The sequence below is a fragment of the Formosa agariphila KMM 3901 genome, from assembly GCF_000723205.1.
In the GTDB taxonomy this organism is placed as follows: domain Bacteria; phylum Bacteroidota; class Bacteroidia; order Flavobacteriales; family Flavobacteriaceae; genus Formosa; species Formosa agariphila.
The window spans coordinates 3,585,848-3,606,757 of record NZ_HG315671.1; the positions used below are offsets into that span (position 1 = coordinate 3,585,848).

At 36.1% G+C, this 20,910-nt stretch carries 12 protein-coding genes; 3 read left to right on the top strand and 9 right to left on the bottom strand.

The features are described from left to right. Window positions 1–250: 250 nt before the first annotated feature. The 9 genes from BN863_RS15180 to BN863_RS15220 form a co-directional block, all read right to left on the bottom strand. Entirely contained in the window at window positions 251–1,921 is a 1,671-nt protein-coding gene (locus BN863_RS15180; protein WP_038532036.1) for an alpha-amylase family glycosyl hydrolase, read from the bottom strand. 4 nt (window positions 1,922–1,925) lie between these two features. Beyond that, window positions 1,926–3,812 carry an alpha-amylase family protein gene (locus BN863_RS15185; RefSeq protein ID WP_038532037.1) on the bottom strand — a complete coding sequence of 629 codons (1,887 nt, stop codon included), beginning with the start codon at window positions 3,810–3,812 and terminating at the stop codon, window positions 1,926–1,928. After that, window positions 3,812–6,196, bottom strand: a complete 2,385-nt coding sequence (locus BN863_RS15190) for a glycoside hydrolase family 31 protein (RefSeq protein ID WP_038532039.1) — start codon at window positions 6,194–6,196, stop codon at window positions 3,812–3,814. The genes BN863_RS15185 and BN863_RS15190 overlap by 1 nt, the downstream gene beginning before the upstream one ends. A gap of 1 nt (window position 6,197) precedes the next feature. Further along, a complete protein-coding gene (locus tag BN863_RS15195; protein ID WP_038532041.1) occupies window positions 6,198–7,130 on the bottom strand; it encodes an alpha/beta hydrolase in 933 nt (310 codons plus the stop codon). After that, a complete protein-coding gene (locus BN863_RS15200) occupies window positions 7,127–8,968 on the bottom strand; it encodes a glycoside hydrolase family 13 protein (RefSeq protein WP_148304675.1) in 1,842 nt (613 codons plus the stop codon). Before BN863_RS15200 ends, BN863_RS15195 begins: the two co-directional genes overlap by 4 nt. A gap of 204 nt (window positions 8,969–9,172) precedes the next feature. Then, entirely contained in the window at window positions 9,173–11,467 is a 2,295-nt protein-coding gene (locus BN863_RS15205; RefSeq protein ID WP_038532042.1) for a glycoside hydrolase family 65 protein, read from the bottom strand. A 79-nt stretch (window positions 11,468–11,546) separates the two neighbouring features. Then, window positions 11,547–12,203, bottom strand: a complete 657-nt coding sequence (pgmB, locus tag BN863_RS15210) for a beta-phosphoglucomutase (RefSeq protein WP_038532044.1) — start codon at window positions 12,201–12,203, stop codon at window positions 11,547–11,549. Further along, window positions 12,200–13,582 carry an MFS transporter gene (locus BN863_RS15215; protein ID WP_038532045.1) on the bottom strand — a complete coding sequence of 461 codons (1,383 nt, stop codon included), beginning with the start codon at window positions 13,580–13,582 and terminating at the stop codon, window positions 12,200–12,202. Before BN863_RS15215 ends, pgmB begins: the two co-directional genes overlap by 4 nt. Window positions 13,583–13,711: 129 nt before the next feature. Beyond that, a complete protein-coding gene (locus BN863_RS15220) occupies window positions 13,712–14,752 on the bottom strand; it encodes a LacI family DNA-binding transcriptional regulator (protein ID WP_038532048.1) in 1,041 nt (346 codons plus the stop codon). Between the two features lie 231 nt (window positions 14,753–14,983). Between BN863_RS15220 and BN863_RS15225 the strand changes: the two genes are divergently transcribed. Genes BN863_RS15225 through BN863_RS15235 form a run of 3 tightly spaced genes read left to right on the top strand, consistent with a single transcriptional unit; the run spans window position 14,984 to window position 20,855 of the window. Continuing rightward, complete coding sequence (locus BN863_RS15225) at window positions 14,984–17,896, top strand: SusC/RagA family TonB-linked outer membrane protein (RefSeq protein ID WP_038532049.1); 2,913 nt, start codon at window positions 14,984–14,986, stop codon at window positions 17,894–17,896. Window positions 17,897–17,907: 11 nt separating this feature from the next. Then, window positions 17,908–19,521, top strand: a complete 1,614-nt coding sequence (locus BN863_RS15230) for a RagB/SusD family nutrient uptake outer membrane protein (protein WP_038532051.1) — start codon at window positions 17,908–17,910, stop codon at window positions 19,519–19,521. Window positions 19,522–19,538: 17 nt separating this feature from the next. Further along, window positions 19,539–20,855 (top strand): SusE domain-containing protein, encoded by a 1,317-nt coding sequence (locus tag BN863_RS15235; protein WP_084817552.1) that lies wholly within the window; start codon window positions 19,539–19,541, stop codon window positions 20,853–20,855. Window positions 20,856–20,910: the final 55 nt, after the last annotated feature.

Sequence of the window (20,910 nt, forward strand, 5' to 3'; positions counted from 1 at the left end):
CTCCATCTTACATACAAATATGATTAATTCCTATTGGGCATAAAAATATCGCTTGTTAATAATCATACAATTTTTACTTAAAATACAATTAAAAATTACAATATAAAAACGAATAAAACCTATCTCAATGCATATATGCGATTGGGATAGGTTTATGCTTAACATTGTAAGTGAATGCCATGTAATTATGTAATCACTTATATAAAATTAATTTCTATTACTCTTTAAAAATAAAATCCAAAGATAATAATTACTTAGCGGCTGTCTTTGCTTCTAACAACACGATATCATACTCATTGTTCAGAATAACATTTCCATTTTCGACAGTAACATCGGTATTAGAATAGGCATCATGAATATTCAAGCGTTCAGGAAAAACGCCTCCAACGGGTATTATTTTCTTTCCTTTTTCAAGATTTAAACCAATAACCACTCGGTCTTCAAAATCGTCTTTTTTATATATTCGAGAAAACACATAAGGCGCTTCAGAAATCATGTGATGTCTTCCTGCTCCAACCGCTGGATGGTGTGCTCTAAACTGACCTAGAAGTTGCCAATGTGCTAAAACCGCTTGCGTTTTAGGATTAGAATTTATGTCGTCCCAATTCATAAACGTACGTAGATTGGCATCGCCAACAGCACCTTCTGCATGGAGTTTTCTAGCCGATTCATCGCCATAATAAATTTGTGCGGCACCTTGAGTAAGCAATAATTTTGTAGCCGTTTCAAAAGGTTTTATGCGCATCGGGTCGAATGGCTGACCATCGTCGTGAGAACTTAAATAATTTAGTACACCATAACCTTTTAAGTCGTTATTAAGAATACTATCATATTTGGTAAACATGGACTCGTAATCCATTTGTTGCACATTCCACTTAAATTCAAAATTGATTAATTGGTTGAATGCTTTATCGAAATAATTGACTTTACGGTCGCCAAAATCGAAGGCTTTTTTATGACTTATAGCATAGTTATACACTTCCCCTACAAGGTAGAATCCATTATCGTCTAAGACTTTATCGGGATTTTCCATTTTAAACTGAGCAAAAGCAGTATCCACAACCTTTCTAAATTCTTGCCACACATAAGGTTCTGTATGCTTAACGGTATCTACTCGATAACCATCAATTCCGAATTCTGTGATATAATCGGCTAGCCATTTCATGATGTAAAAACGGGGTGCTCTTGGGTAACCTGTACTCTCAAAAAAGGCATCTAATTCGGCTACTTCTTTCTCATAACGTCCTTCCGCTTTCCATTTTGCAATAAGCTGAGGAGGTAACTCCACTGCATCATCACTTTCAGTTCTAATATCTGGTAAATTTTCTACCAAGGTACAATTTACGGTGCTATCGAAATCTTGATAATCACAAGCCGGACCTGTTCTTACCCAATCATCTGGCCAAACAGGGTCTTTTTCTGTTACTGGTCCTATATGATTTATAACCGCATCTAAAACAATACGAATACCTTTACTATGTGCAATACTTATTAAAGTTTCTAGGTCTTCTTTTGTTCCAAAATTAGGGTCTAGGCGCGTCCAATCTTTTGCCCAATAGCCATGAAAGCCGTAAGATAAGCCTGTACCCTCGTCTGTTCCTCCATGAATTTGCTCTACAATTGGTGTCATCCAAATGGCATTTACACCCAAATCTGTAAAATACCCAGATTCTATTTTTTCAATTACACCTTTAAGGTCTCCCCCTTCAAAACCTCTTAAAACTCCAGTATTCTGATTTCTCTCAAAATTGACATCGTTGGTTGTATCTCCATTATTAAAACGGTCGGTTAACATAAAATAAATCGTTGAAGCATCCCAATTAAAAGGAGTTTCAACCTCTTCTTTAACCGTTTCTTCTCTTTTATCCTGACACCCTAACACCATAATTCCCAACATTAAAACTACTACAAAATTTCGCATAACTCTACTGCAATTTAAAGATGAAAGATTGTAATGGCTTTACCGCAATTTTGGCTTCGGCACCATTTTCTGAAACTTGTAAAACTGTTTGATACGACTTATACAATTGGTCTTCTAACAGGTATTCTCCTGGTTTTAATTGCCAAGCATCTACAAGTTCTTTTGGTAGTTTTAAATAGAATTCTGTACCGTAATCGGCATCGAAATTATTAACAATTATAAGTTTCTCGTTGTCGCTCCATCTGGCATAAGAGAATTGTTTTAACCCATAATCGCCCGTATTATGCGTATTATAGTCATGTAGGTCTTGGTAGTTCCCCATTAAGGCCTCACTAGAAATTGTGAAGTTTAACAATCGTTTGTAAAAATCGTATAATTCTAATTCCTCCGGAGTAGATTGCCCGCCATCGAATTGCTTATTATTTACCCAACGTCTTAAGGTTGGCACACTTCCATAATCGAAAATTGATGTTCTAGACGGGTCTCCAAATCCTAAATCTTCTGCACCTGGCTCTCCAAATTCTTGTCCGAAATAAATTAATGTAGGTGACGTGCTTATGGTTGCAGAAACTACCATAGCTGGCTTGGCTTTAAAGGCATTTCCTGCAAACTCTGGACTTGCAATACGTTGCTCGTCGTGATTTTCTAAAAAGTGCAACATGTGGTGTTCGATATCGCTTAAATCTCTTTGGATTGGCACAATATCGTCGGTTTTCCCCCAACCTTGCATAACATGCTTAAGTGTATCGTACAGCTGTACTTTGTCGTATAAATAATCCATTTTTCCTTTACGGATATAATCTCTGTATAAACTTGGATTATACACTTCGGCCAATAAAAACGCCTCAGGATTTTTCATTTTTATAGCAGAATTCATATAGCTCCAGAATTCTACCGGCACCATTTCGGCCATATCGTAACGAAAGCCATCCACACCCTTTGCCGTCCAATACAAGGCAATCTCTTTAAATTTCACCCAAGAATCTGGCACGGTTTTATCTTGCCAAAATTCGAAATGCGCTTTATAGTTCTTTGTATCGAATCCGTCTGGCAAACTATCAAAATCATGATGACCTTCTGGTGTTACCCCGTAATTTATTTTTACTGTTTCGTACCAATCGTTAGGGTCTGGTTGTGGTAAACGCGAGCCATTTCCGGTCCATTTCGATGGATTTTCATCGAACTTCCCATCTAACAACTCATGTTCAGAACCTCCTAAAGGCACATATCCATTTCGGCGTTCTGGCACCACAAAAGGCTCACCCGGATTGTAATAAAAATTATTATTCACATTATAAACAACCGTTTTATCGTCGGTTTCACCAAAGTCTGTAACACCTTCTGGTTTGGTAATGCTTTTATAATTTCTAGCAACGTGGTTAGGAACGATATCAATAATCACCTTTAAACCCGCTTTATGAGAACGCGCAATTAAGGCTTCAAACTCTTGTAAACGCTCAGCTGGATTTTCGGCTAAATCGGGATTCACATTATAGTAATCTTTAACAGCATATGGCGAACCTGCTCGTCCTTTAACAACATCTGGGTCGTCGTTAGAAATACCATAAGCCGTATAATCTGTAATAACATCGTGATGTGGCACACCGGTATACCAAATGTGCGTGACACCTAAATCTTTAATTTTAGATAAAGCCTTATCGGTAAAATCGTTAAACTTCCCAACTCCATTTTCTTCAATGGTTCCCCAGGGTTTATTGGTCTCATTTGTATTTCCGAATAAACGTGTAAATACTTGATAAACGACTTCCTTTTTTGGTGCGGTGGCAGTCTCTGCCTTATTACTTTCTTTCAAAATATCTTTCTTTTTAGAATCACAGCTGATTAAAACTAATAAAATCATTGCAATTGATGCTATACCTTGTTTAAACATTATAATATTATTTTAATTTCTAACTCAGAATCTACCTCCCATATTAATGGAATTTCTAAAATACGCGTGTGTTTATCGTATGTAAACGCCAATTCTTTTTTACCGTTTTTAATGCTTGCTGGCGCTGTTTCCATATTATGAATAATTAGCTGAATGGTTTTTGAATCTACTTTGTACGCCGGACCTACATCATCTTTAAACACAAATTGCATTCCTTTTTTATGTTGTGAATAAGAAAAATTAAGGCGCTCGTATTTTCCTTTTTCAAATGCGTTTAATGTTTCCCCATCATCATTATATAACAGAGAAGAACTGCTTGTAATGGAGGCATCGTGATAGTAATGAAGCAGTAAATTGTGACCGGTATACGACTTGGTATTTTGCATGCGTCTTGCCATTGGAATAAATGCTCCGCCTTTAACATAGGTTGGAATGCTATTTTCGACTACCGAAACGGTTTTGGTTTGTCCGCCTTCAATTTTTTCATCTGTATAAAAATCGAACCACATATTATTTTTTGGAAATATAACTTCATGCGTTTTTACACCTGCTTCTAAAATAGGTGACACCAAAAAGGAATCTCCCCAATAATACGTATTTGCCAAATTTTGATAGGTAACATCTTTTGGATGCTCAAAAAATAACGGACGCATTAATGGTGTCCCTTTTTTATGATTCTGGAAGGCAAGGTTGTAATTATACGGCAATAAGGCATAACGTAATCTTATGGCTTTCCGTGCCAAATTCTTTGCGTGTTCGTTTCTAAAAACAGGTTCGCTAGGTACGTCTTCCTGTGCATGAGGTCTGTATATAGGCTGAAAAACGCCATATTGCAACCAACGTACATACAACTCGTCGTCTAGATTATCGCCTGCAAAACCACCTAAATCACTATGCATATAACCTAAGCCTTGCATTCCCATTTGTAGTGCAATTTCTGGCTGACTTTGCAATCCGCCCCAAGTGCGATTTACATCGCCAGACCACGGAATTAATCCGTAACGTTGCGAACCGGAATATCCCGCACGCATTAACACAAAAGGTCTCACTTTTGAATTCACTTTTAAGCTACTTTCATAAACCAATCGTGCCCAATCGTGACCATAAATATTATGCACTTCGTCTGCTGTTCCTGTGGCATGTAATAATGCTTTAGGATGCACTTCAGGCTCGCCTAAATCGCCCCAAATTCCAGATACGCCCATTTCGAATACATCCTTATAGATGTTAGAAAACCAATCGAAACCCGATTTGCTATAGATATCGATAAGACCTGTATTTCCGAAAAAGAAATCGTAAGTATAGGGTTGTCCTAATGAGTCTTTCGCTAACACATCTTGCTCGACAGCTTCTTCCCAACGGTTAGAGGTGGTTAACACAAAAGGCTCGGTAATTAAAATGGTATTTACCCCTTCCTTATCGAAATCTTTAATCATTTTTTCAGGCGTTGGAAACGAATCTGTATCGAATGCCAGATTCCCCATAGTGCCTTGCACCTCTTTCCCAAACCAATATAAATCTAAAATCACGGCATCTACAGGAATTTCTTCTGCTTTAAACTTAGCAATGGTTGCGCGTGTTTCTGCTTCGGAATGATAACCAAATCGGCTAGAAAAATTTCCCAAAGCCCAACGTGGTGGCATAGGTTGTTTTCCTGTTAATTGGGTGTAATTATCTATAATATTTTCCCACGAATCTGATGCAATAACCTGATAGGTTTTTCGGCCGGAAATGGTTTCGTAAGTTAGACTGTTATCCTGTTTACTATCTAAATCTAAATATCCGATAGGTGCATTGTCGAAATGAATCATGTATTGCTTAGAAGACATGACTATTGGCAAGGTAAAATTCATTAACTCGCTATGCGTTTCGTAACCGTAATGTGCACGATTGTATAATTGTAAACGGTGTCCGCGACGATTCATGCCCAACGCTCTAGCACCACCACCATACAACACTTCGGTATCGTCTAAATTAAACTGAATGGCTTCACCATCCTCGGTCTTCGAATAGCCGTCCTTTTCTGAAATTAAAGGTTGCCCTTTATATGTATATTGAATTTGAAAAGGTGATTTTTTAATAATTACAGACACGCCCTCTGAATTTAGACGCACAGCTTCCGGAGTATCTGAGATGTTAGAAAACGGCGTGTATTCTGTTAAAATTACCGCATGAGATTCTGGATTTTCTTGTTCTCCTTTTGGAATAAAAGTGGTTTCAACTATCGATTTATTGTATAATTTAATCACATAAACACCATCTTGAACCACAACTCTATAACCCGCTTTAGTGGTTTCTGAAGACACAAAAGTTCTATTGGGGTTCTGAGCAAAACTGACTTGTAAAAAGCAGAGCGCAAATAATATATATAGTATGTTTTTCATTTTATTTAGACATTAAAAAGGTAAACGGAATGTGTAATCGTGTTTGCCAAGACGCTTCCGAATGGTCGGCACCTTCAAACTTCTCATTCCTAAAGTTAGTAGTTGTATACCCCGCAGACTTAAACAACTCATTTACATCATCTTCGTATTTCTGATAATATTTATCGAGTGTTTTCGTTCCAAAATCGAAGTAAATTTTATGCGATTCAGGATTGGGCATATGTGCCTTTATATATTTTAAAAAAGCGACTGGAAAAGGACCGTTTAATTCAGGGTCGGCACCTGGCCAATGTGTAGACATACAAATCGCTCCACCAAATATTTCTGGGTATTCGCAAATGGCATACCAAGACATTAATCCTCCCATACTTGACCCCGCTACAACAGAATTGTTTTTATCTTTTAAGGTTGAAAAACGACTATCTATATAAGGTTTTATTTCTTCGACTAAATATTTTAAATAGTCATTTCCTTTAAAAATTAAATCTGGTTTATCTGTTTTCGCATGGGTTAAAAATGCTGACTTATCTTCTGTAGATAAATAGTCTATAGTATTTTGCGGAAACAAATCGGCATATCGTGTTTCTGAAATATTATGAATTCCCACTACAATAAAATCCTTTGTTTTATGGCTATTCATTAATTCTGAAGCCACCTCATCGACCATCCATTCTTGGTGATTCCAAGTGGCAGATGCATCGAACAACATTTGTCCATCGTGCATATATAACACGGCATATTTTTTAGATTTAGAATATCCTTTAGGCAACCAAATATCGACCGTTCTAGGCGTGATATATTTAGATGGAAATTTAGAAATTCGTAAAATTTTTCCGGAAGATATTTCTGCATTCGAAAGTTCTACAGTTTCAATTTGACTCTGTGCATTAGTTGCTAAAACACAACATAAAACCATTAAAAAGAACTGTTTCATAATTCATTTTTTGTGGTTAATAAAAGCGGACCTTTTTCAGTAAGTTTTAAATGTGTTTCCCAAGTTACAGTTGCTCCCGTAACAACATTTTTAAGAGTTTCACCTTCTAAATTCAATTCCTTAAAGCGTGTTAAATCTAATTCTTTAGCCTCTTCATTTTTGTTTAAAATAAGAACAACCGTTTCGTCATCTTGAACTCTACACAAGACATAAATTCCATTTTCTGGAGCAAAATGAACAGTTTTACCAGTATGAATAGCCTTGCTCTTTTTTCTATAATTTAAAATCTTCGAGACAAAATCTTGCATATCGGCTTGGCTTTCGGACAAACCTAAACCGGTAAACGCATTTACAGCATCGTCTTGCCAGCCACCAGGGAAATCGGACCGAATTAAACCATGGTCGTCTGGTTGTGCCGTGTTTTGCATTAAAATTTCGGTACCATAATACATTTGCACTATGCGTGGGATGAGAAAAATATAGCTCAACGCCATTTTAGTATTAGCAATATTTTCGTGAAGCTGAGTAAATACACGGTCCATATCGTGATTGTCTGCAAAAATTAAAATATCTTCAGGAGTTGTATAAGCAAAATCCATTGCCAAACCTTCGTACATTTTTACAAAACCAGTCGCCCAATCTTCATTTTCATTTAAGGCGCTTATTATATTTTGTTGCATCGGAAAATCCATAGTCGATTTTAAATGCGATTCGTAACCTTCTTTATTAGGTGTTCCGGCTTGCCAGTATCTTACCAATAACGGATTTGTACTCCACTCTTCACCAACAATATTAAAATTCGGGTATTCTGACATTATTGTTGAAGCCCAAGTACTCATAAATGATTTGTCGGAATACGGATAGGTATCTTGACGAATACCTGCGAGTCCCAAAGTTTCAATCCACCATATATTATTCTGAATAATATACTTCGCCATAAATGGATTTCTCTGATTTAAATCGGGCATAGATGGCACGAACCAGCCTTCGACCATATCTTTTTTATCGACTTTTGAAGCATAGGTATCTTGATTTGTAGTGCGCCGGTGATTCGAATTACGAAGTGTTCCAGAGGTTTCAAACGTTTCTTGCTGATTCACCCAATCTGTAAAAGGCAAATCTTTCATCCACCAATGTTCACTTCCGCAATGGTTCGCCACCATATCCATGATAAGTTTTAAACCTCGAGCATCCATTTTTTGAGCCAATTCTTTATAATCTTGAAGTGTTCCAAAACGCGGGTCCACTTCATAAAAATCGGTCATGGCATAGCCGTGATACGAAGACGAATTCATATCATTTGTTAGCATAGGTGTTGGCCAAATCGCTGTAAATCCTAAGTTATCTATATAATCTAAATGATTTATAATACCGCGAATATCGCCACCATGTCTTGCATAATTATCGGTTCTATCTATTTTTTGTTCCCTTAAATCGGTATCGATATCATTTTTAATATTCCCGTTAGAAAACCGGTCTGGCGTAATTAAATACATCACATCTGAACTATTAAAACCAATATAATCTTCAGGGTTTTTAGGACGAGCTTTTAATTCGTATTCATATTTAACCGAGGTACCATCGGCTTTACGAAACACGATATCGAATGTTCCTGGCACCGTTGAAGCATCAATTTTTAAATCGATAAATAAATAATTCGGACTATGAGCTTGGTGCACTTCAGAAATGGAGACACCTGGATAGTTAATTTCGGGAATAGCGTTTCCTATTTCAGAGCTATTTACAAGCAATTGCAATTCTGAATTTTTGAAACCCACCCACCAATTTGGCGGTTCTAAACGTATCATTTGCGCTTGAGTTGCTAGTGTTACAAACATAAAAACCAAACTAAAAAAGATGTTTTGTTTTACGTTATAACATGTATTAAAAAATATTTTTATCATGATAACTATGAAATCTAAAATCAGGAGTTGCTAAGTAAAAGCGCAGGATGCAGCAACTTAAAATACGATAAAAGAAATGTGCATTTTGACTATTAAATTTTGATAATTCTAACCATCAAAATGCACAAGAATAAAGTACTAATCTTCTAATTGAAGTACTACTTTTTTATTGTTAGCGAGTATTTCTAATTCGCTACCTTTTTCAAGTTTAAATTCAGCGCCTTTTTGAGTCACTTTAACTTTTACAACCTGATTTCTAAAATTCACTTTAAATGAATATCCTTCCCATTGTTCTGGAATTTTAGGTTCGAAAGACAACATATTATCTTTAATTCGCATGCCTCCAAATCCTTCAACAATACTCATCCATGTTCCTGCCATAGATGTAATGTGCAGTCCTTCTTCAACTTCTTTATTATAGTCGTCTAAATCTAAACGCGACGTACGTAAATAAAACTCGTACGCCTGATCCATACGGTCTAATTTAGCCGCTTGAATACTGTGTACACAAGGTGATAATGAACTTTCGTGAACCGTAAATGGCTCGTAAAAATCGAAATGACGTTCTAATTCTTCTGTAGTAAAATGATCTTCGAAAAAGTAGAACCCTTGTAATGTATCGGCTTGTTTAATATAAGGTGAACGTAAAATACGATCCCAAGACCATTTTTGATTAATTGGTCGCGAGGCTTTATCTAAGTCGGCTACCGTAATTAATTCTTTGTCTAGGAACCCGTCTTGCTGTAAGTACACATTATATTTTTCTGAGAATGGTAAATACATGTTTCCAGCTACAGCTTTCCATTTTTCTAATTCTTCTGGAGACAGATTTACTTTATCCTGAATTCTACTAAAATCGTCCTCGTACTCTTTAGCAACTTTCTTAATATTTTCTATCGCATAATCGATACACCACTTTGCAATGTAATTGGTGTAGAAATTATTATTGACGTTGTTTTCGTACTCATTCGGACCAGTAACACCAAGAATAACATATTTATCGTGTGCTGCAGATAGCGTAGCACGCTGTTGCCAAAAACGCGCAATACCGATTAAAACTTCCAATCCTTTTTCTGGAATGTAGCTATAGTCGTTTGTGTAGCGGTAGTAGTTAAAAATAGCAAATGCAATAGCACCGTTTCTATGAATTTCTTCGAAAGTTATCTCCCATTCGTTATGGCATTCTTCACCATTCATAGTTACCATTGGGTATAAGGCCGCACCATTTGTAAACCCTAATTTCCCTGCATTTTCAATAGCGCGATCCAAGTGATTGTAGCGATACTCTAATAAATTACGCGCCACTTTTTGATCTTTGGTCGCCATATAAAATGGAATACAATACGCTTCGGTATCCCAATATGTACTTCCGCCGTATTTCTCGCCTGTAAATCCTTTTGGACCAATATTTAAACGTGCGTCCTTACCTAAGTAGGTATGATTTAATTGCATGATATTAAATCTTATTCCTTGTTGCGCTTTAACATCTCCAGAAATGGTAATATCTGCCATGTCCCAAATTTTAGCCCAAGCTAATTCTTGTTGCACTAATAGATGTTGGAATCCTAAGTTTACCGCTTTACTCAACGTTTCTTTTGCTGCCGAAACCAGTTGCAATGCGTCGTGATTACGATCTACAGTATACCCACCATATTTATGAATAGAAAAGGTTTGAGTTTGTTTTACTGACGTAGTAAACTTAAACATAATACTTCTATCGGAGTGCGATGTGTCTTCTTTAGCTTCAAGTTTTTGTCCGTCTAAAAAATATTCCGAAGTCATAAACGTACATGTTTTAAACTCCGTTTTCATGGTATAAGCTTCTATAAATGCCATGGCACCATCTTGAGTTACCGCAGTAGTTTCCCAAAACTTATCGTCCCAGTTGGTATCTTCATTAGTAATTCCAGAATCTAAATACGGCTCGAAGGTAATTTCTGCATCACCACTTAAAGGCGTAACGTTGTAAGAAATAGCCCCAACCTCATCTAAATCGATGCTTAAGAAACGTTTCGTTTCTACACGTATTTGCATGTCGTTTGGCAATGTAGCTTCAAAAGAACGCGACAACCAACCTTCTTTCATATTTAATTCACGTTTAAAATCTGAAACGTGTTTACATGTATATAAATCTAAAGGATTTCCGTTTACGAATACATTAATACCAATCCAACTTGGAGCATTTAATACTTTAGCAAAATATTCTGGATAGCCATTTTTCCACCAACCTACACGTGTTTTATCTGGATAATATACACCAGCGATATAACTTCCTTGAAATGTTGGCCCAGAATAGTACTCTTCAAAATTAGCACGTTGCCCCATGGCACCATTACCAATACTAAATAAACTTTCTGACGATTTAACGCGTTCTACATCAAATCCTTCTTCAATAATCGACCAATTGTCTGGTTTAATATAATCTTGATTCATTTTTTATTTAAGATAATAAAATACCGCGATTTATATACTGAAGAAGAATCATTCAGTGTATGCGCCGCTTTAGGGTATTCTAGTTGTTAATTAATTTATTTATAAATTCTGTTGAAATCTCCGTGAAGTCGTTAAAAATATAATCGGCTTCATGTAATACGTCTTGACTACCAATACCAATCGAAATCATATGCGCCGCATTTGCAGCTTGTACGCCTGCAACAGAATCTTCAAAAACAATACAGTCTTCTGGTTTTACGTTTATAGCAGTAGCTGCATTTAAAAACACTTCTGGGTCCGGCTTTGCTTTAGAAACATCGTTCCCATCTACAATAGCTTCAAACTTAGATAAGATGTTTACTTTCTCTAATATAATTCTTGCGTTTTTACTTGCTGAACCTAAAGACACGCCTTGGTTGTTATCTTTTAAATAATCGAGCACACGAGGCACATCTGGAAGAATTTCTGAATTATCCATTTTATTAATAAACTCTAAATATTCGGTGTTTTTTAAAGTCATTAACTCTTGAAACTTTTCTTCGGAAACAGAAGTTTCTCCCCAAGCCAAGATTTTTTTAAGCGATTCGACTCTGCTCACGCCTTTAAGTTGTTCATTCTGAGTTTCGGTAAAATCGAAGCCTAAACTATTGGCAAGATTTTTCCAAGCCAAAAAATGATACTTTGCGGTATCTACAATAACACCGTCTAAATCGAATATAAATCCTTTTCTTTTCATACGTTTTCTAATTCTGGTTGATACGATATAGCATTTTTATCTGTGATTAACAAGTTACAAAATCCTGCTATAATGAGACTTAAACCGGCCACCAACATGGCATTTATAGTTTCTTCGCCTAATAAACTAGACACAAAATTAATTCCTCCTACTGCCGCAATAATTTGTGGGATAACAATAAACATATTGAAGATTCCCATAATAACTCCCATTTTTGTAGGATCTACGGCACTTGACAGCATGGCATATGGCATAGATAAGATACTACCCCAAGCAATTCCGACAAGAATAAATGAATATTTTAGAAATTCTGGAGCGGGTATAAAATACATGGATAAAAATCCTAAACCGCCTAAAAACAGCGATCCCATATGCACATATTTTCGATTAATCCGTTTTTTAGAAGTGTAAAAAGCTAGCACCAAAGCAAAAACCATTGATGATAATCCATAAATTCCCATAGAGGACCCCACTAAATTTGAAGATTTTTGAAATGCAGTATTCACTACATCGAAAGCTTCAGCTTGTGCAGGGATGGTTAAATCGTAAGCCGATTCTATTGGTGCAGGTGTATGATAAATATGTTCTGTTAGTGCTGGATTGGCTAAACTCCACATGGTAAAAAAGGCGAACCAACTAAAAAATTGAATTAACCCTAATTTTTTCATCGTGGTAGGCATGTTCCCTATATTATTTGTAATATCTGATATGAACGAATTTTTCTTAGCTTTCTCCTTTTCGAAAGCCTCCATATCTTCTGGCGGATATTCTGAAGTTGTAAACACGGTATATAAGATACTGACTAAAAACACCACAGCACCAATACCAAAAGCGACTTTAACCGACATAGGCACAACACCCATAGGCGCGGCATCGCTAACCCCTAACTGAGAGACCATCCAAGGTAAATTACTTGCTACCCATGTACCAATACCAATAATTAGAGTTTGTACTACAAAGCCGTAAGACCGTTGAGAATCGGGCAGTTTATCGGCAACTAAGGCACGAAATGGTTCCATAGACACATTAATAGACGCATCTAAAATCCATAAAAAACCTGCAGCCACCCATAACACAGGCGAATGTGGTACAATTAATAAGGCAATAGAGCTTAATAAAGCTCCGATTAGAAAATAAGGCTTTCGTCTTCCCCAACGTGGGCTCCAAGTACGATCGCTTAAATAACCAATAATAGGCTGAATTAATAAACCCGTTAAAGGCGCAGCTATCCATAACAATGGAATGGCTTCCTTGTCTGCACCTAGTGTTTGAAATATTCGAGACATAAAGCCTCCTTGTAATGCAAATCCGAATTGTATTCCTAGAAAACCGAAACTCATGTTCCATATTTCCCAGAAATTGAGGGCACGCTTTTTCATTAATAGTATATTTAAATGAATACCATTGACAAGCGAAAAACTTATCAAAACTTATTGTGAGAAGTAAAAATACAAGTTTTGATTATGGCGCTAATATACAAAAGATTTTAAATTAGCCTATGTTAAATTTTATTTAGTAGATTCTCTTTCTTTTAATTCGGTCTCTATTACCACCGATTTAAAATACTCGTACTCAGACTCGTTTTCTAATTTTTCTATTAATAATTCGGCAGCAACGGCTCCTATTTTCTTACCATGCTGACAAACAGTTGTAAGCGTTGGCGTAGAGTGACGAGACAAAACACCATCTGTAAAACCAATAACTTGAAGGTCTTCTGGAATTCTTTTCCCGAGTTTTCTAGCCACCTTCATTACAGTTATAGCGTACAATTCGTTTACAGCAAAAACACCATCTATATTCGGGTTTTCTAAAAATAAAGTTTTGAGTTCTTGTTCTAAGACTTCAATATAATCTTCAGAAACTAGCTTATCATCAACCTTTAGTATTAATTCCGATTGGGTATCAATATTATGTTCATTAAGCGCTTCAATGTAGCCTTGCGTGCGTAAACGCCCCACACTAATATAGTCTTTAGTGGTAATGATTGCGATGTTTTTACATTGATTTTCTATCAGTTTAACGACAGCTTTTTTAGCTCCTTTTAAATCGTCTACAACAACCTTATCACAATTAATTTCATTTACTACACGATCAAACATAACAATTGGCATCCCTTGGCTAATCGTTTCATTAAAATGGTGATAATCTTGCTTTAATAATGTTTGTTTAGACATCGATAAAATAAACCCATCTATACTACCATTGGCGAGCATTTCCATGTTTATTACCTCTTTATCGAAAGACTCATTAGACAGTCCAATAATAACATTATACCCTTTTTTATTAGCAACCTCCTCTATGCCTTGAATGACTTTAGAGAAAAAATGATGTACAATTTCTGGAATAATAATCCCTATGGTTTTGGTCTTTCTATTCTTTAAACTTAACGCAATATTATTAGGTCTGTAATTATACAATTTTGCAAAGGCCTTAACCTTCTCTCTTGTATCTTCACTAATTTCTTTACTATTTCGCAATGCTTTAGAAACTGTAGCAATAGACACATCTAATTCTTTCGCTATTTGTTTTAAGGTAACTTTCTTTTTCATTGCTTATGGGTTTAACTACAAATATACTACAACCTTGTCATTTTTCAATATTTAACATCATTTTGATGATTTATTTGCAAAAACAGAAAAAGTTACTAACACGAAAACGTTTACGTTAAGAATTTCGTAAACGTAAAATCAGCTTTAACATAAAATTTACATAATTTTAATCTCGAGAAGTAAGAATACAAAACAAACAAACCTAATCAGATTTAAATTAATTCACATTGTATGAAAACAATTTTAAACAGTTTATTACTGGCACTGTTTTTTGCTCCAGCCTTGGTATTGGCGCAACAAACAGTCACAGGAAAAGTTTCCGAAGAAACATCAAATTTACCCATACCAGGTGTAAATATTATTGTTAAAGGAACAACAACTGGAACAGCTACAGATTTCGATGGAAATTACACACTTTCAGTTAGTAATGGCGATATTTTAGAATTTTCCTATTTAGGGTATACTTCAAAAGACGTAACCTATACAGGACAAAGCACACTTAACATTAAATTAGCAGAAAATGCTGCAGAACTAGACGAAGTAGTTGTTATTGGTTATGGTGCCGTTAAAAAAGAAGATTTAACTGGTGCTGTAGATATGGTAAATTCAGACGACTTTAACGAAGGTCCTGTATTATCGCCACAACAATTAATTAGTGGTAAAGTTGCTGGTGTTTCTGTAACTTCTGGAGGAGGAGCTCCTGGAGAAGGCCAAAACATTATTATTAGAGGACAAGGATCTTTAGCTCTAGAGCGTACACCGCTTTATGTAATAGATGGTTTTCCTATAGAAAAAGGAGGCGTTGGCGGATCTAGAAACCCACTTAACTTTATTAATCCTAACGACATTGAAAGTATGGTTGTTTTAAAAGATGCTTCTGCTACAGCAATCTACGGATCACGTGCTGCAAACGGTGTGATTTTAATTACAACTAAAAAAGGTAAAGACAGTGGTTTTAAATTTAGCTTAAACAGTTCTGCTACAGTAGCAACTCCAATTAACCAAGTAGATGTTATGACAGGTGATCAATTTAGAACGCTTATCACAGAAACTGGAACAGCAGAAAATATAGCCCTATTAGGAAATGAAAACACTAACTGGCAGGACCAAATTTACACAAACGCATACGGATCTGACCACTCGTTTAGTGCTTTAGGTAATGCTTATGGTGTACCTATAAGAGCATCTATAGGCTATACAGACCAAGATGGGATTTTGAAAAATGACAATCTTAACAGAACAACAGGATCTTTAAACATTAAGCCTAGTTTATTCGATGATCATTTAAAGTTAGACTTAAATGCTCGTGGAATGTATACTGAAAATACATTCGCCAACAGAGATGCTATCGGGTCTGCTATCGATTTCGATCCTACAAAACCTATTTACGATGCAAATTCGAAATATGGCGGATACTATTCTTGGATAGACCCTAACACGGGTAACCAACCAAGTTTAGCACCTACTAACCCATTGGCTTTAATTGATTTGGTTGATGACACTTCTGAAGTTCGTCGTTTTGTTGGGAATGCTAAAATTGATTACAAGCTTCACTTTTTTGAAGATATTACAGCAACAATAAACATTGGTTTAGATAAACAAAATAGCCACGGTAGAAAAATAACATCAGATTTAATACCAACAGCCGATGAATCTTGGAATGGATCACGTACAAGTTTTGTAAATAATGCTACCAATCAATTATTTGATGCCTATATTACTTACGACAAATCGTTTAAAGACATTCATAGTTTAACCGCTGTGGCAGGATATTCTTACCAATCTTTTGAATTTGATAACAATAGTTACGACAGTGAAGACGAAGAAGACGGACTAGCGTACGAATTTATCGACAAGTCGAAAAACGTACTATTATCATATTTTGGTCGTGTTAACTATAACTACGACAACAAATATCTTATCACCGCTAGTTTAAGAGCAGATGCTTCTTCTAAATTAAATCCAGACGACCGTTGGGGTTATTTCCCTTCTGTAGCTGCAGCTTGGAATATTCACAAAGAAGCTTTTCTAGAAGGAAGTGCTTTTAACGAATTAAAATTAAGAGTTGGTTATGGTGAAGTAGGAAACGTAAATGGGTTAGGAGATTATAAATTCTTAACACGTTACGATGGTAGTCAAGCAACAGCAGGTTACCAATTAGGAAGTTCATTCTACCAAACGTTTAGACCATCTCCAATTAACGAGGATTTACGTTGGGAAGTTGGGCAAACATTAAACATTGGTATAGACTATGCCTTTTTATCTAGAAGAATCTCTGGATCTATTAACGTGTATTCAAAGAAAACTACAGATTTAATTAGCAACTCATTCATCGATCCTTTCACAAACTTCGGAAATCAAATTGAAGCTAATATTGGAGACATGGAAAACAGAGGGGTTGAATTCAACTTAAACTTAATTCCTGTAAGAAATGATAATTTTGAGTGGAGCATTAACTATAATATTGCTTTAAATGAAAATGAAATAACAAACCTTCCCGATCAACAATTAGTTGGAGGTATAACTGGAGGTACAGGTAATACGGTACAAACACATATAAAAGGTGAAGCTCCATTTAGCTTTTTAGTGTACGAGCAAGTTTACGATAGCAACGGAAGCCCAGTTGAAGGTGCCTATGTAGACAGAAATAATGATAATATTATTAATGAAGAAGATAAATACATAAATCACGATCCGTATGCAGATATTACTATGGGTTTAAGTACAAACTTAAGCTATAAAAAATGGGATTTTGCAGTAGTTTCGAGAGCAAATATTGGAAACTACATTTACGATAACGTAGCGTCTCGTGCCGGGATTTTAAATAGAGCTACTGAAAATGGAATTTTAACAAACCTACATACAGACTATTACGACACAGGTTTCCAAAACTTAACAGACAGTGGTTTATTAAGCGACCATTATGTAAAAGATGCCTCTTTCTTTAAAATAGACAACATCACGTTGGGCTATACACTAACCGAAGCTATTAAAAACACAACATTCCGTTTCTATGGTTCTGTTCAAAATGTATTAATCGCTACAGATTACGACGGATTAGATCCAGAGGTTTACGGTGGAATTGACAACAATTTCTACCCAAGACCAAGAACATATGTATTAGGTGTAAATATTGACTTTTAAAAAAAGAATTCATGAGAAAATTAATAAATAAATTCACAGTTGGTATCGCTTTAACGCTTTCTGTCGTGTCTTGTCATGACGATTTAGACCAATTGCCTATCGATCCAGATAGCTTTACAGAACAAGATGTTTTTGCAACTACTGAAGAAGCCAAAGGTGCATTAGCAAAATTATATGCTAGTTTAGCATTAACAGGACAAGAAGGACCCGCAGGTCAAGCAGATATTTCAGGTATAGATGAAGGGTTTTCACAATATACACGTATGCTTTTCAATCTAAATGAATTAACTACAGATCATTCTGTTGTAGGATGGGGAGATCCAGGATTACCGGATTTACACAACTTAAGTTGGTCGTCTAGTAACGATTTTTCTGAAGCAATGTATTACCGTTTAGGACAAGAAGTGTCTTTCTGTAATTCATTCATTAGTAATGCCGCGCCATTAACAGATGCAGAAGCACAAACATTTATTGCCGAAGCTCGTTTTTTAAGAGCTTTTGCTTACTATAATTTAATAGATTTATATGCAAATGTGCCATTAACAACAGAAGTGTCTACTGCTTTACCAACACAAAGTAACAGATCAGAATTATTTACATTTGTGGAGTCAGAATTATTAGAAATTCAAGAGCTTTTAGCAGATAGTAATGAATATGGTCGAGTAGATAAAGTAGCGGCTTGGGCCCTATTATCGCGTTTATATTTAAATGCTGAATCTTGGATTGGAGAAAACAAATACGCCGATTGTATTACTTATTCGAATAATGTGATCAATTCTGCCTACAGTTTAAATACTACAGATCTTAACGGAAATGGTTCTGCTTACGATGAATTATTCTCGGCAGATAACGACCGCAATGGTTCGCAAAACGAATTTATATTCACAGCTAATTTTGATGGTGTACAATCTACTACTTACGGTGGAACAACCTTCTTAATCCACGCGTCTATTGGTGGTAGTATGGATCCACTTGCTTCCGGAGTGAACGGAGGTTGGGCCGGACTAAGAACCACAAAAGCGTTAGTTAGTAAATTTGAAAGTTCTATTACAGGTCGCGATAGCGATGGAAATCCAACAGCTTGGGCTGATAATCGTGCGATGTTTTACACAGACGGACAAGAATACGAAATTACAACCATTGCAAACACCTTTACAGATGGCTATGCTGTAACTAAATTTAGCAATGTTAATGGAGACGGAAGCCAAGCCAATGATACTTCTGGAGAATTTGCAGATACAGACATTCCTTTAATTCGATTAGCCGAAATTTATTTAAACTATGCCGAAGCTGCTGTACGTGGCGGTGGTGGAGATTTGAATACTGCTGTAAGTTTAATCAACCAATTAAGAGCGCGTGCTTATGGTAATAACTCTGGAAATGTATCTATTTCTGATTTGTCTTTAGGCTTCATTTTAAATGAACGTTCAAGAGAATTGTATTGGGAAGGTTTAAGAAGAACAGATTTAATTCGTTTTAATCAGTTTACAACAGACACGTATTTATGGCCTTTTAAAGGCGGATCTAGTGCAGGTAACGGTGTAGAGTCTTTCAGAGAAATATTTCCTTTACCAACTAACGTGATTTCTATAAATCCGAACTTAGAACAAAATCAAGGTTACTAATACTAAAACAATCTAATATGAAAAATATAGTTTCAAAAATATTGAGTATAATGTTGGTTTGTTTAGCATTATACAGTTGCACCACAGACGATGTAGATACCGTACTTAACGATACAGCTACTACAGCATTGTCTACCTCTGCGAGCGATGTTGTGCTTCTAAAAGAAAACGAAGGTACAACCGCTTTAACTTTAAACTGGACAGAACCAGACTACGGCTATAATGCCATTCCAAAATATACGGTATATTTTGATGTTGCAGGGAATAATTTTCAGAACGCTGTAATAAAAGACGCAGGAAATACTTTAGAGTATGCTGTCGCTACTGAAAATTTAAATACCATTTTACAAACATTAGAAATAGAACCAAATACGCCTACCGCTTTAGATCTTAAAGTGGTAAGCACAGTTGGTACTAGTCAAGTTGCTGCGGTTTCAAACACCGAAGCTATTACGGTTACTGGCTATGCGAATGTTTTGGACTTATCGACAAACTGGGGTCTTGTAGGAGATGCTACAGTTAACGGTTGGGATGGTCCAGATATGCCTTTCTATCAAACTAGCGAAGCTGATGTTTTTGTAGCTTACGTAACCCTTAAAACAGGTGAATTTAAGATTAGACAAGACAATAGCTGGGATGTAAATTACGGAGATACTGGAGCCGATGGGACATTAGAAGCTGGAGGCGACAACATAAAAGTAGACGCTGGAACGTATAAAGTAACCTTTAATCAAGGCACCTTAACTTATACTATCGAAGCGTATACTTGGGGACTTGTTGGAGATGCAACACCTAATGGTTGGGATGGTCCAGATACGCCTTTAACTTACGACCCAACTTCAGACCAATGGCGTGCTATTGTAGCACTTACTGCTGGTGAAATGAAATTCAGAAGAAATAACGACTGGGCGTTTAACTATGGAGATACAGGAAACGATGGGTCTTTAGAAGATGGAGGCGATAATATTCCTGTTACGGCTGGAAATTATTTAGTGACTTTAAACCTAAACGACCTAACCTATACTCTAGAACCTATTGAAAAACTTTGGGGACTAGTTGGAGACGCTACGCCTAACGGCTGGGATGGTCCAGATACTTTATTAAGTATGGATTATGCACAAGAAGGTGTTTGGTATATAAATGGAGTTTCGCTAACAACTGGCGAAATGAAATTTAGAGCGAACAACGATTGGGGTATTAACTATGGTGACGATGGAAACGATGGAAACCTTGATGACGGTGGCGCAAATATTCCGATTACTGCTGGTAATTATAATATTGTTTTAGACCTATCAGACGACAGCAACCCAATGTACACAATTTCAGCAAACTAATTTATAAACACATGGCTGTGACGTAATAATCACAGCCATTTTTGTTTTTAATCAA